14 protein-coding genes and 1 tRNA gene are annotated in these 13,722 nt (G+C 41.8%); 11 read left to right on the top strand and 4 right to left on the bottom strand.

Going from position 1 to position 13,722, the window contains the following annotated elements:
- Positions 1–269 precede the first annotated feature (269 nt).
- On the top strand, positions 270–2,429 hold the full coding sequence (locus DOE51_RS10085) for a hypothetical protein (protein WP_142696439.1): 2,160 nt from the start codon (positions 270–272) through the stop codon (positions 2,427–2,429).
- Here DOE51_RS10085 and DOE51_RS10080 read toward each other — a convergent pair.
- On the bottom strand, positions 2,421–3,827 hold the full coding sequence (locus tag DOE51_RS10080; protein ID WP_142696438.1) for a hypothetical protein: 1,407 nt from the start codon (positions 3,825–3,827) through the stop codon (positions 2,421–2,423). The genes DOE51_RS10085 and DOE51_RS10080 overlap by 9 nt on opposite strands.
- Positions 3,828–3,943: 116 nt before the next feature.
- Between DOE51_RS10080 and DOE51_RS10075 the strand changes: the two genes are divergently transcribed.
- The 6 genes from DOE51_RS10075 to DOE51_RS10050 all read left to right on the top strand — a co-directional run bounded on the left by DOE51_RS10075 (position 3,944) and on the right by DOE51_RS10050 (position 8,636).
- On the top strand, positions 3,944–4,654 hold the full coding sequence (locus DOE51_RS10075) for a hypothetical protein (RefSeq protein ID WP_142696437.1): 711 nt from the start codon (positions 3,944–3,946) through the stop codon (positions 4,652–4,654).
- The gene (locus DOE51_RS10070) at positions 4,651–5,442 is read left to right on the top strand and encodes a hypothetical protein (RefSeq protein ID WP_142696436.1); all 792 of its coding nucleotides are present in this window, start codon (positions 4,651–4,653) and stop codon (positions 5,440–5,442) included. Before DOE51_RS10075 ends, DOE51_RS10070 begins: the two co-directional genes overlap by 4 nt.
- The gene (locus DOE51_RS10065) at positions 5,439–5,999 is read left to right on the top strand and encodes a hypothetical protein (protein WP_142696435.1); all 561 of its coding nucleotides are present in this window, start codon (positions 5,439–5,441) and stop codon (positions 5,997–5,999) included. The genes DOE51_RS10070 and DOE51_RS10065 overlap by 4 nt, the downstream gene beginning before the upstream one ends.
- Positions 5,965–6,546: a hypothetical protein gene (locus DOE51_RS10060; RefSeq protein ID WP_142696434.1), complete on the top strand. Its 582-nt coding sequence runs from the start codon at positions 5,965–5,967 to the stop codon at positions 6,544–6,546. The genes DOE51_RS10065 and DOE51_RS10060 overlap by 35 nt, the downstream gene beginning before the upstream one ends.
- 92 nt (positions 6,547–6,638) lie before the next feature.
- Entirely contained in the window at positions 6,639–7,322 is a 684-nt protein-coding gene (locus tag DOE51_RS10055) for a hypothetical protein (RefSeq protein ID WP_168196421.1), read from the top strand.
- Positions 7,323–7,553: 231 nt separating this feature from the next.
- The gene (locus DOE51_RS10050; protein ID WP_142696432.1) at positions 7,554–8,636 is read left to right on the top strand and encodes a hypothetical protein; all 1,083 of its coding nucleotides are present in this window, start codon (positions 7,554–7,556) and stop codon (positions 8,634–8,636) included.
- Positions 8,637–8,847: 211 nt separating this feature from the next.
- Here DOE51_RS10050 and DOE51_RS10045 read toward each other — a convergent pair whose 3' ends face one another.
- Complete coding sequence (locus DOE51_RS10045) at positions 8,848–9,156, bottom strand: hypothetical protein (protein ID WP_142696431.1); 309 nt, start codon at positions 9,154–9,156, stop codon at positions 8,848–8,850.
- Between the two features lie 75 nt (positions 9,157–9,231).
- On the opposite strand from DOE51_RS10045, the gene DOE51_RS10040 reads away from it, so the two are divergent.
- From DOE51_RS10040 to DOE51_RS10025, 4 genes are all read left to right on the top strand, one after another.
- The gene (locus DOE51_RS10040) at positions 9,232–9,504 is read left to right on the top strand and encodes a hypothetical protein (RefSeq protein ID WP_142696430.1); all 273 of its coding nucleotides are present in this window, start codon (positions 9,232–9,234) and stop codon (positions 9,502–9,504) included.
- Between the two features lie 133 nt (positions 9,505–9,637).
- Entirely contained in the window at positions 9,638–10,009 is a 372-nt protein-coding gene (locus tag DOE51_RS10035) for a hypothetical protein (protein WP_142696429.1), read from the top strand.
- Positions 10,010–10,075: 66 nt separating this feature from the next.
- The gene (locus DOE51_RS19440) at positions 10,076–10,330 is read left to right on the top strand and encodes a helix-turn-helix domain-containing protein (RefSeq protein WP_142696428.1); all 255 of its coding nucleotides are present in this window, start codon (positions 10,076–10,078) and stop codon (positions 10,328–10,330) included.
- Between the two features lie 16 nt (positions 10,331–10,346).
- Positions 10,347–11,531: a site-specific integrase gene (locus tag DOE51_RS10025; protein ID WP_142696427.1), complete on the top strand. Its 1,185-nt coding sequence runs from the start codon at positions 10,347–10,349 to the stop codon at positions 11,529–11,531.
- A 151-nt stretch (positions 11,532–11,682) separates the two neighbouring features.
- On the opposite strand, the gene DOE51_RS10020 is transcribed toward DOE51_RS10025, so the two are convergent.
- Positions 11,683–11,759 (bottom strand) — tRNA-Met (locus tag DOE51_RS10020).
- Between the two features lie 100 nt (positions 11,760–11,859).
- Positions 11,860–13,668 carry a glycoside hydrolase family 15 protein gene (locus DOE51_RS10015; protein ID WP_142696426.1) on the bottom strand — a complete coding sequence of 603 codons (1,809 nt, stop codon included), beginning with the start codon at positions 13,666–13,668 and terminating at the stop codon, positions 11,860–11,862.
- Between the last annotated feature and the right edge of the window lie 54 nt (positions 13,669–13,722).

Raw genomic sequence — 13,722 nt, 5'->3', positions numbered from 1 at the left:
AGTCTAGCAATGAAATATAGAAGTGCCAGACTCCTTAATGAACGCTCTGGGTGGCTAGGGCTATCTGTTTGGGACCTCGCTATCGTTGCATATACGCTCATCATAGCTAATTCTCTTTTGCAACCATTTGGGTTTGAGCTGCTAGCGTTTCCAATTGCTGGAATCGCACTCCTTTTCTTGGTGAACATCCGCTTAAAAAGTCGTCCAAAAACTATCCGCGATTACCTTCGTAAATCAATCCTTCCAAACACTGTCTCAACGGATAAAAGATGATTCCTGTTTTTAGTCATTTCGAAAATTATCTTAACTTCCAGATTGCCGTCACCACAGATGGAGTTGTGTTTATTGGTTTCACAACTCCATTCTGCGATTACGAGATTGATGATGCTCGCTCATTTCATCAAAGACTTGTTCAGGTTCTAAAGCCGCTAGACCCCTCAATCATCGTTCGCGTAGAACTTGAATCAAAAGAACGAAACGACTTAAACGAGGATATACCGCGCTCAAAAGCCATCAATGAAATTGGATTCGTACAAAACGAAGCTAGAATTTTCATCTCAGTACATCCGCCTGTTTTTAATCTCTTCCGTAAAAAGCAAGGACCGCAAAACCTCTTTGAACTGCTCACAACAACTGTTGAGAGCTTTAAAAGTCTAGGATTTGATCTTCAACCACTGAGCGAAGCTCAAACGGTTCAATCCTTTCCCGGTGATCTAGTGATTGGTGAAAGGTCTCTTGAAGGTCCAACTGAATCAACAGGCGTGGTTCGAATTCTCAAAAACCCGCACGCCGAATTTAATTTCCACGATTTAAATAAAGCTCTTTTAAAACTTCCAAAACCTTTCAAGTACGTCGTTTCATTTCAAAGGTTAGGAGAGGCAAAAGCTAAAGTACTACTTGATAGAAAGAGTAAACAACTTGAAGGATCTCATAAAGTTGAAGAAAGATTGCAGCAGGCATCAATGGAAGATGCTCAAAGTGACGCATTCACAAGTGGCATGCAACTATTTGAAATTGAATCGCTTTTAGTACTTAGTAGAGACTCGCAGAAAGAGTTATCTAAAGATTTAAGAACCTCACAATCAGCTTTAAGTCTTTTCTGTGAATCGATGATTGAAACTTTCGGACTTCTTCCAAGCTTCGCAGCCACGTTACCGGGAAGCAGGCTTCATGTGCCGCTTCTGGAAAATGAAGATGCGCTAGTCCAGTCACTACCTCTGTTTGCTCCACGCGAAGTGGAAGTTCTAAGATCGGATCGCGTGTTAACACTACACCGCTCAGACAATACGCTTTTCCAGTTTGATCTTTTCAATCCTTTGTTCAATTCGTTCAACGCATTAATTGTGGGGCCAACAGGCAGAGGTAAATCAGTTCTAACTGGACTTCTAACAACGGCAGTTCTGAATGCACCAGAAGTTCATGTGATCAAAATCGATGTCGGAGGCTCTCATTCAAAAGAGTGTGAACTTTTGGGAGGTGAAGAGTTCGTATTTGAACTAAACACGCCTTCAAATCTAAATCCGTTAAAGTCTTTAATGATGCACAATGCTTCATTGTCTGAGCGTATTGCGATCGCTTCAAAGTTCTTAAGTGTTCTCATTCAAGAAATTGGGGAAAAGGATCTCACCAAAGAAATGCGGGGAGAGATCGAAAGTCACGTGCGAAGTTATTTCGAATCAGTTCCTCAAAACCCATCGATCAGCGATTTTGTAGAGAAGTCTCCAACCTTCCCAAGGGTTGGGTTGTTGAAGCGTTGGACGAACGGTGGACTTTATGGCTCTGCCTTTGGCAACAGTGCTGAAGGAGTGGTAGCGCCTGAAGCTGATTGGGGTAAGTCCAGTGTTCGCGCCACGACGCTACCATATCCTAGCCGTAGGCTGAAGTACTATAACTTTAGCAAAATCTTTCAGGCAGCAGACCCTGAGTTTGCGGTCGCAGGTTTTGCTGCGCTAATGGCTGAAGTGAATTCGCAAGTTCTGGCAAATGACGGACGCCGACTAGTTTTGGTACTAGATGAGGTCCCATTTTTTATTAAACAATGTTTTGATCTCATCAAGTTCACGGCAGCAAACTTTCGTAAATATGGTCACGCGGTCATTCCAATTTCTCAATTGATGGATCATTTGATTGTTGAGGGCGATATGGGATTAGTTGAAAACATATCGCAGAGATTCCTCTTTGGCGCGACCGCGCATGTGGAGGAGCAATATCAGCCGATCTTGAACGGACTTCAAAGTATTCCAGGTCAATATTCCGAAGTAGCCCTTCAAACCGAAGAAGGAATGCGCAAGCATGTAATTAAGTTGTCGCGTGAAGAATACTGGGAAAGAACCTCATCAAAGACTGATAAAGAGAAGATGCGAAAAATGATGGAAGCTGTGCCAGGGTTAACGACACAGCAGGCGATAAAGATCTTATCTTTAGAATGATCTTGAGATGAAAGCAATTAAATAGGCAAGTGCGCATGTAATTAAAAAGGTCGATGATAACCGCAAAAAGTTAACAAGCTTCTTATTAGATATTTTATCGTCATCTCTAATCGTAATAAATAGAACAGCGGTTTCGAACGAGCGCGATGGTGCAGAGGTGATGTTCTGTTTTATAAAAGGTAGCGATTTTTTGAAGCCAAAGATTGATATTTGTTTTCTGTAGGTAGTGAACTTACCCCAGTATATGTAAGACAAAAGCCAGATAGTTAAAAAATAAATTAGAACAGAAATTCCAACTTTATGAATGGAAGTTCCATAATCTGTTGGAAATCCCCAAAATAATTTATAAAAAAATCGTTCGGTTGGACTATTTATTAACTCCGACTGAGTTGATCGAAGATTGCCTTGAATTATCCGAAGGCTCTCTGCTTTAGTTAGTTGACCACGAAATCTGAGGTATTCGGCCATCAATTCGATGTCCACGTATAGCTCTGAACTGTTGAGCCCGTTATAAGATACTAGATTATTTTTTTTCCAGTATTCCATTTCATTAAGGCTGGGCTCAATGAGTTTGGTCATTCTTTCTATTGTACTTTGTGCCAGGGCGTCATCAGCATCGGCTTTGTTCTTCGATAGGTTTTTAAGAATGGCACTCAAAATGCGCCAGCTATTCGTATTTGCGAAAGGATGGGAGGCTGAAAATTGCGAATTTAAATATGTGGTGTCGATAGGGCCTTCGCTCTTGCTTCCATCTTTTAATATTCTAAAATTCTCCAAAAAATTAGATTCATTGGAGTGAAGATAATATAGCAAAAATATGAGTCCTCTTTTTTCGTTCGAAGTTTTTTGATGTAAAAGTAATAACGTTAGTCGAGATAATATCGCGTCAACTTCTGCAGGATTTGATAAAACCCCCATCCATGTAATTCGCTTTACAGAAGTGTACACACCGAACAGTAGGGCGGTGTTGTTGTTGCAAACATCAGTAACCTCAATCTCGCATCGGTGCATATAATTGGAGTTCTGAATTTGATCTATATACTTATTTAATGACTTTGATTCGATACCGAGCTGAGTAGTAAATCTCAGATGTTCTCGGGCTTGGCCTAGTAAGAACGTAGAAATCTGGGGTGTCTTTCCTTCCGTTATCTCTTTTAAATATTGCGCCTCCATCGGCGTCGTAGCTGCGTGCGTCCACTGATTTATTAAGCTATTTACGTTATCTAAAAGGCGAGGCATTGGGGCTTGGTCCCCCCTAATCCAATTAGCGACTGTGGTTCCAGCGATCTGGCTAAATGAATTACCTAAAGGTATTAAGTTATCTTCAAGTTTTGGCGACTCTGCGAAACCTAACGTCGAACATAATAAAAAAGCTATGAATGTTAAACAAAATGGCATCGAACTATCCAATCCCCTGGTTTTTATAAAGTTACATTCAATCGTATCCGCTCTCAACAAAATCTTGTTGTTCTTATGTTGATTGCTTTTGTGATTTCGGAGGTTAAATCACTTCTATGATCAACTACATCGGCCTGGAATTTGCTCAAGCAGACTCCGAGGTAGCGATGTTAATTGATTCAGATAAGTTCGAAAAGCAGTTATCCATCCGCTGTTGGTGGATCCGCATTTGTTCGGCCGTGAGTCTAACCGTTGCACTGTCGGGAGCAAAAGCCTTCGCCTTTGACCCAACTACTTTATCCCACGGCCTCTCTTCCCTCGGGGGGATACTTGGTGGAATAGGTGGGGCAGATGAGGCGATTGATGTGGGGTTTGCGCTGACGGACCTCATGCAAGAACTGGATATTGAACCGTCAAGTGAAGCGGAAGTACAAAAAGCTGTCACTGATCTTGAAAATCTGAACTCTAAAGTTCGAGACCTTAGATACTCACGTGAAGAAATTCGCACGGCGATTTCTGAAGATCTCACACGCGCAAACTCTATGGCTGCAAAATTGCGTGCAATTAAAAACATGATCGCAGCCTCTAAACGTATCGCAGAAATAACAGGACTTCGTCCGCGCGCCGGAATGATCGCGAACTCCGTTCAACAACTTAAAATAAACGGCATGATCTTAGACGAACTACAAAGAATGCGCAGATCCATGTACATGCAGTCAATCCGCGAAAATGAAATTAGATACCGCAGAAGCTACTTCCTTGAAACCATCAGAGAAGAAGAAGGATCGAGTAGAAGGAGATCAGAATTTCAAGGAAGCATTCTGTGAACCCGTTTGATCCAATCAACTCACTTCTTCTTGAAAGATCTCTAGAACTTTTTTCTAAAGTCTCAGTGGTGGTCACGGGATCAGTTGCCGTGTGTTTTCTTATGCGTGCCGTCTTTTATCAGGTAACCTTTAGAGGAGTCGATGCCTACGCAAGTCTTTTTCAAGATGTCATTGCGTATTTCGCTCTTATAAATGTTTTTCCAATGCTCGTAAAACTTCTCATGCAGACTGTGATCCAGATAGCCGCAAAAGTCGGATCTCCGGAAATGTCCGGAGTCAACGAAGCTTCTGAAAAGTTCTTTGAATACATGTCAGGCGACTACGTGATTATGCAAATATGGGAGAAGATCGGTGACATAAGTCTTATCGTCATTGTGCAAAGCTGCTACTCCATCATGATAGGGCTTTTACTTGCAATCGCTCCAATCGTTATCTTTAGTTCAACCATTCTAAAATTATCAAGCGGCATAGGTACCTATTTTAAAATTCTCTTCGCCACATCAATGTGGCCGATACTCTGGAATTTACTTGGAACGCTAGGAGCTAGCATGTGGCCTAAGTTCTTTGAGTCCCCATTTCGGACAGTGGTGTACTGGAGTCTCATTAAGTTCTTCCAATTTCTATCACCCATATTTTGCATTTCTCTTTTCTCATCTTTCTCAGCAGCAAGCGCCCTCGGAGCGCTTGGAACTATTGTGGGTGTTTCAACGGGCACTTACATGAAAGTAAAAGCCTTCAATAAGTTTGTGAGCACGTCAGCTTCGAAAGACAGAGGTAGCAGTAAATGATTAAGCTCATCTATAAAAGCAAATTAATGCGCGAAGAGATAAAACACTGGATTGCACTTATCTCTTTAGGCGTATGCGCACTCTTAAGTATCGCCTGGGGACTAAGCAAAAAAGAAAAAATCATCGTCATCGGTATGGATGAAGCAGGAACTCGTCTTATTGCCAATCAATCAGACCGACTAATTCAAAACGAACTAAAAGTCTTCTTTAAGAACTTCTTTGAGCTTTATTACGGTTATAACGACGTCAACTACAATGAACGAATGCGGCTAGCTACAGATTTGTTCAGTGAAGAACTTTGGCAAGAAGAGCGCGAAAAGATCACTCAGATAGGAGCAAACTTAAAGAAGACACCGTTAAGTCAATCGGTGGAGATTCTTTCCATTGATCGAGTGGATAACTTCAAGATTGAAGCGATTTTGCTTTTAAAGATCAAAGCCAGAATGAATGACCAGCAAGTAAAGTTAAAGGTGAATATCGAGTATCGTAAAACTGAGCGAACAGAAGCGAACGCGTATGGTTATGAAATTACTAGCATCACTGATGCTGCTATTTGATGCTTGTCAAAATGCCAAACTCGGCGTTGCTCGGGCAGTCGGCTTGTGCTACTTACCTTCAGTAAGCCTCCGCGTCTCATTTCTTCGCGCCTTGATTTTGCCAATTTTACTTCTCATCGAAATTTCTAGAGCAAGCGCAGTAAATCGCATTAGTGCAATAAACAAAGACTTATCCCAAGTGAAGAAAATTTATCTTCATGCTGGATTGGTTTCAACTGTTGAATTTACGGCTCCAGTATGGGGAGTGAAGGTCGGGAACAATAATTCCATCAAAGCCGAAATCTCACCATCAAACCCAAAAGAAATCACACTTCGCCTAAAATACCAAAACGCCGAACCAACAAACATGATCGTAAGGATAGAGAAGCGCGTGTATGTGTTTGATCTAATTCCTTCTCGGAATTCGCATCAAGACTACGTCTTGATCAGGGGTAGTTACGGATCGCCCGCCATGGCCACGCAGCCCACAGGGCTTGCTGAAAGCAATACGCGGCGATCAGAAACTAATGCAAAACTAATAGAGTCAGTAAAATTAGGAGGCGAGTAGTGAGTATCATAATTTTTCTGACGTCGATCGCATTTGCGCGAGAGTCACTCTACAAGGCGCCAGTGCAGACTGTGACCGCTCCAAAAGAAATCGTGTCACCAACTGTGACGCCATCAAAAGTTATTCATGGGCGCAGTCCAGCTCCAGTGCTCCGCACTTCTGCATCCTCAGCGCAGCTGGGGAACCTCGACAGCGAAATTTTAGTTCAATCGAATTATCGAGTAGAAGATTCGAGTGAAATCACGCCTAAAGAAAAGCTGATAGCAAAAATCAAAGGTGTGAAGCCAGTCGATGTTTTAGAAGCTGAAATCAGAGAAGAAATCACTGCATTTCCAGATTCTAAAATCCCAGCAAGAGTAGTCGTAACTTCCGGAAGGCTAAAAGGCGCAGTCCTTATTGGTGAAGCAACACTAGAAAAGAACTCAAAGAAAGTCTCAATCAACTTCAAAGAGTTAGTGAGCCCAAGAGACCATGACCCATATCCGATTTCTGGATATGCATTAGTCGAAGGCGAACATCACACAAACGAAGGAAAATTCTTTTTAGCCGAATTCCTAGCAGCGGGTGCTGCAGGTTTCGCTGACGCGAGCATCTCAAGATCACAAAATATGTACGGCAATTACGTCGACGAACCTTCCCTCGATACTTCTGGTAAGAAGGCATTGGGGAGTGCTTTGAATAAAAGTGCTGAGAGATATGCTGAAAAATCTAGGAATGCTCCGGAGTATACGGTTATCTCCCCGTACAGCACTCTCCAAGTCCTTCTTACAGATTGATGAAAAACGGCCGTCTTCTTTGTTGTCAGGCTTTCGACTGTCCTCGACGTACTTCATGAGTACGCCTGTGGGAATCAAAATCCTTCCTCCGCGAACCCAACCATTTTTGATCAATCCTTGATTAGTCTCAAATTGAGAATGAGCCGTCATTTGTCTGTCTGTAAATTTCCCGGAATACCATACCGCATATATTGGAATCTGTTTGGTCTCTGGATTGCTTTTAAAGTGCATATGGAAAAAGTCTCAAGAGAATTCGTAGAAAAGGCATTAAAGGAATTGGCAGATGACTTCGGCTTTAATGAGTTTGTTCATGAAGGTCAAATTGCGCACCTGTTGTTAGAAAATAAAATTGAACAGGCGGTTTCATTGATCGCTCAGTCATTTCGATTGCCTATAAAAGTGAATCTTTACGACTTAAATTTGGAGAAAAATGCAGATAAAAGGTATTGGCGAAACAGTACTTCTTACAACAACGGAACATCTAATGTAGCCGCTAAAGTATTTTTGCCTTCGGACCTTCCGTTGTTTGGTTCATCTTCAATGGTAAATTTTCAAATTTCTATTGGAATCTCCGACAAAGCGTCGCTTGAGCCTTTAACCTTTATCGCTATTGTGGCGCACGAGTTGTCGCATGTTTTTCTGTACTCCTTGCGTCACCCACGTAAGGAGAGCGAAGTCTTTACGGATCTTACTGCGATGGCTATGGGGTTTGCGAACGTATTTGATAAAGGAAGAAAAGTTGTCAAATCTACAGTGAAGCAAAATTGGAATCAGCGAATCGTAGAAACTTCTACGACAACTTACGGGTATCTAGACGACAATTCATTCGACTTTGCTTATGCGCGTATCAACCGAATATTGGATGAACAAAGAACTCAAAAGTTCAAAGTATTAGGAGCATTGCACTTATTAGAGGCGCGACTAGAAGCTCTTGAACAAAACTTTTTTAAACTCGGGCAATATTTAAAGCTTATTGATCTCAGAAAAGCTAACTCATTGGAAATGGAAGATTGTCTACGCGTTGGTGAACTTTTCAGGACTGATAGTATAAGTTTATTTCAAGCGCAATCTCGTCGAATTCAAACAGTTTTGAGAAAGTCTTTGGATAGGGTGACTGTCATTTCCGGTTTTAAGAATAATCACGAGAACGTCTTAAAAAGCGTTGATTTGCGAACGGTTGAGTCGGAACTTTTGGAGCTGGAAAGTAAAATTGCCCAAGATCTCAAGGCGATTTCAAAGTGTCTTCCAAATAAAGTTAAATTTAATTTGTTAATTAAACACATCATTGAACGGTTGAAGAATTTTTTGTCTTAATCATTTTGGCATTCAGGTAGAATTCAAAATCATATCTAATGTCTCCAGGGCCCTCCAGAGCGTCGAAGGGTGGTATCCATTTATGCAAGAAACCATAAAGGCGATGTTTTTATATTATAATGTAATTGTACTCGCCAAAATGACGCTGTGGTGATTTCTGAAAATTTACCAAAGAAGACCCAAGAGAATTAATAATAAATATTTGAACATATTATTCATTAGGCTGATTTAGGCTTTTTTCATATTTTTGAATTAGATTTTCTACTGGAATTGTTGAATAAGTGCATGAGGGGCTGATGGAGCCGTCGTTGCATACTAGGGCACCGCCGGAAGTGTAGCGTGCTTCGCCGGACTGACAGCCGCTACCAAATCCACCATGCGATGAACAGCATCCCGTATGTGCAGATCTCTGTGTCTTGCACGAAATCGTCTCTGACCCCGAAGAAGACCCACCAGAGCCACCACATGAAGATAATAAAGAACCAACAAGAACTAAGACGACAAAGTACAACTTAGACATACGAAAAAGTCTAAGTCGTAAAAACAAATATGACAAGAACGTGTTTATAGTTCAGTGTTTTGGTCAGGGGGATTTATGAAATATATTTTTCTAACGGTATTAACCTTTACAAGCGCTCAAGCGGCAAAAGGTAAAATGAAATATCTGCTGTTCTATACGGAATCGGCTAGCGTCGAGAACGATACTTCGAGACTAATTTCGTTTGATTCTAAAGTTGAATGTGAAAAATCACAAAAAGATGGCCTAGTTCATAATGGTAAGAAAATTTTTGGACTTGAATCAAATAAGTATCCTCATTTTTGGAGTAATTGTGCCCTAGCGGAAGTTACCGTCGAGAACGTCAAATAACCTGAGGTCCGCGGAAACACGAAATGGACCGAAATGTCCGATGTGGAAATCTGAATTCTAAAAGTTCACCACTTAAAATATGACGCAATATTGCTCTCCTGGGTTATGGAACTACCTAAACCAAGGAGAGCAAATGACCGAAGCTATTGAAGTTAAGAAAACAAAGCCAGTTAAAGACCCAACATCCGAAAAGAAACCGTCTGACTCCAAATCCGGAATTAAGAAGCTTGATCTAAATACTGTAAAGCTACTCGAAGGATTAAGCACCAAAGCTAATAGGAAACCACACGGAAGAAAAATCCGCGACGTCGAAATCATCGCACTCGCACTTACATTAATTGAGCCAAAGCATTTGGTTCTCTTGCAAGAAAACTCTTTGTCTGAAGAAGACCGATTCAATATCGCCCACGAAGAATATCAAAAGACTCACGGAAAACTCACCCGCAGCCAATTCCTAGGCAAACTTCTGTCAGGTGAAATCGTAGCAACTAAAAAAGAGACTTAAATTCTTTCAATCATGCGGATGGTCGTCCGCGAGAAAATATTTGAATAACTATTAAGAGGTAATACGATGATCGCAACTCAAGCTCTGGAAGCAAGTTCCAGGGAATTTAGGCTCTTTGAAAATTTAAAGGCATTGCTAACACCTAGAGAAGTTTGTGATCTCCTCAATATTTCAATTAAGACAATCTATGATTGGAAATATAGGGGAGTGTTAAGGGGAGTACCCGAAGAACTTTTCGTTAAGGTGAATCGAAAACTATTCATCCGAACTGACATTCTTCGAAAGTGGATCTTATCGCAGAACGGGCTTTTTAGTCCGTGAGTGAAAGGACAACTTCATGTCAGTAAAAAAAGTAACAACAAGTAGTGGTGAAGTTCGCTGGGAAGTCCGTGCTCGTGAAAGCGGGCGTGGATCAAGAAGAGTTAAGAGGCGTTTCGAGAAGAAGATTGATGCAGAGAAGTTTCTGTTAGACTTCGGGAAGCGCAAGGAGACTCTGGTTATAGATCCTTTTGCGGCAGTGACATTTGAGAACAAATACTTTTTGGAGGAGGCGCAATATTGGCTTACTTCAAATAAGGAAAGGTTTTCTCCTGGTCATTATAACAAAGCAAAGGCATTTATTTCTGAATTCCACATCAATTACGGAAATCTTCAGATTAAAAAGTTCACTCCGCAGTTTTTGACTAAGTTTCAGATGGACACTGTAGGTCGAGGATCTTCGGTCGCTACCTGTAATCGTAAAACTGAAATTTTGGTTGCGATATTAAACTACTCAGTCAAGCAAAGAAGAATTCCGTCTAACCCTTCAGTAGGTTTCAAAAAGTTCTCCAAACAAAGTGTGGAGATGAAATTTTGGAGCGAGGATGAGGCGAGGCAGTTTCTGTTGCATATAAACCTAAAGTATCAAAGGCACTCAAAGGATCGATGGATTTATCTCGTTTACTTGATTGCGCTTAATACGGGAATGCGTGCGGGAGAGATCTGGGGGCTTAAGCGTTCAGATATTAATCAGACGCGTGGAACGATTTCAGTTTGGCGTCAGTTTAATCGAGTGTCGCTCAAACTTACTCATACCAAAGGTAAAAATGCTCGGGTGGTTCCAGCGAACGATTATCTCCTTCAGGAGTTGAGAGTCTGGTGTATGGACCGAGCACTTGGAATGGACGATCTTCTTTTTAGTACAGAAACTGGAAAAGCTATTTGTCACGAGAACTTCGTCGCAAGAAGGTTTAATCAGGATCTGATGACATGGGGAGGTCGAAGAATTCGCTTCCATGATCTTAGGCATACAGCGATCACGTTTATGGTGAGTAAAAAGATTGATCTAAAGACGGTGAAGGATGTAGCGGGGCATGCGAGTATAACTACGACGATGGAATATTCACACATGCTCTCTGAAGCTGTATCGAAAGTTGCCGCAGAGATATCTTTAGTTCCGGCTGAACAATCAAACAGGCTTCGATTATTGAAGGAAGAAGAAGAGAACTCGAATGATATTTTTCGAGAAATTCGAAAAGTTTAGTTCGGTAAATTTCGATCAAATTCTGACGTGTTCGTAGACTGGTGGACCATCGGTGGACCTTTTTAGAAAAAACAGCGATTTTTGCTATGAGAATAAGCAATTCGTGATTTTCTTAAGTGTTTAATTTTATGAGAGAAAAAAAGAAGAAAATTGGTTGCGGGGGCAGGATTTGAACCTACGGCCTTCGGGTTATGAGCCCGACGAGCTACCAGACTGCTCCACCCCGCGACAAGGATTGCTCCAGAGGATTCAGTTGTATAGAACTAAGAGGTTGAGGTCAACCCCTCACTTGTTTTATTTGTAGTTAATACCCCGGGTCATTTGTGCTTTAAAAGAACACGGGCGATTTCAGCGCGCGATCGATTGCGAAAGCACAGTTAATGAGGCCGACATGACTGTAAGTTTGTGGAAAGTTACCCCACTGACTGCCAGTCTCAACGTCGAAATCTTCACTCATCAAGCCCACATGATTCTGAGTTTTAATCACGACTCGCAATAATTCTTCCGCTTCGTGAGCGCGACCTAAGTGCGCAAGTGCTTCGATATACCAGAAGCTGCACACTAAAAAGGCAGACTTTTGCAGACCAAAATCATCTTCATGGCGATAGCGAAGTAAAAATCCTGGAGCCAGCGCAAGTTCACGTTCAATGGCTTCAAGGTGCAAGAACGCGCGCTCTTTGGGTTTATCGAAAAAATATCCCAGAGTAATTAATTGTAACATGCTCGCATCAAGTTCGTTGGAACCAACCGCCTGCGCGTAAGCTTGTTTTTTTTCTGAATAACACTGTTCAAGTAATTCTTCAGCATGGCGCAAAGTTTTTTCTGACCGAGCAATCAGCTCATCATCTTTCAATAAGCGCGCAACTTTTCTAACTGCCGCACTTCCTGCCCAATGAAACATGAGTGTGTAAGAGTGCACGGCTTGCTTGCCACGGAATTCCCATACGCCGTTGTCGGGAACTTCCATCGTTTTTTCAATATAACGAAGAACAGAACGCATCAAGCGTGACGAGGAACGATCTCCACGACCGGATAAGCGTTCGTCGGTGTAGAGTTTAAATAGTGCTAAAAGAATCTGCCCGTAAGCATCGTGCTGAATTTGCAAGGCAGCCTGATTTCCGATGCGCACAGGTTTGTTACCAAGATATCCAGCCAGTGGCATTTCAATTTCAGTCATGTCAGCCGTACCATCAATGCGATACACGGGTTGCAGGCTTTCAAGATCGTCGAGATTTAAATTCTCAATAAAGTGCGCATACTTTTCCATTTCTTCGAAGTGTCCCAAAGAATTTAAAGCAGAAAGAGTATAATAAGTATCGCGCAACCAACAGAAACGATAATCCCAGTTACGACCTTCGCCGTGAATTTCCGGTAAACTTGTTGTTGCGGAAGCGATGATGGCACCAGTGTCTTCATATTGATGCATCTTTAAAGTCAAAGCAGAGCGAATCACTTCCTTTTGAAACACGCGCGGAAGATGACAGTGTTCAACCCACGTTTTCCAATAAGTTTCTGTGCGATTTAAAAATTCTTCGAACGTTGTTTGTAGCGGGCCTTCAAGGGGAATGCCCCATGAAAGCACTAAGTACAAATCTTCACTTAAAGTAAAATCTCGCTCTTCTAAAATGTACGTCAGTGAAGCGTTCGTCGTCAGACGTACGGGTTGTTCTAGACCTTCATAGCGAATGTGATTACTGCCCATCAGTGCTTGCGGAATAATTTTTCCGTGATCACCAACGGGTTTGCAGCGCACGCGAATGCGCGGATGGCCGGAGATTTTTTTGATTTTGCGAAATAGCATTAGCGGTTTGTGATAGCGTTCAAACAAACTAAAGCGCGGAGCAAAATCAATCACTTCGAAAATGCCATCGCTTGTTTCAAAGCGAGTCGATAAAATATTTGTATTTCTGATGTAGTTTTGTTGTGTTGAAACCTTCTCTGCACAAGAGGAGATTGCAAACTCGCCACCTTTTTCTAAATCAATTAGGGATCCAAAGATAAAACTTGAATCGAACCTTGGCCAACACAGCCAACTGATGTTAGCCTGTTTATCTACCAGAGCAGTGTAGGCACAATTGCCAATCAATGCATGCTCATAACGATGGGGTGAATTCGCCGAAAGTGTTTCACGTTCCACTGTGGACCTTTCTTTAAAAATAAATTTCCAGCTTTTAGTTTAACGGAGGACTTG

It is taken from the genome of Bdellovibrio sp. NC01 (genome assembly GCF_006874625.1).
Lineage (GTDB): Bacteria > Bdellovibrionota > Bdellovibrionia > Bdellovibrionales > Bdellovibrionaceae > Bdellovibrio.
The sequence above is the reverse complement of the archived record's forward strand: the minus strand, read 5'-3'. Positions and strand labels throughout refer to the sequence as shown.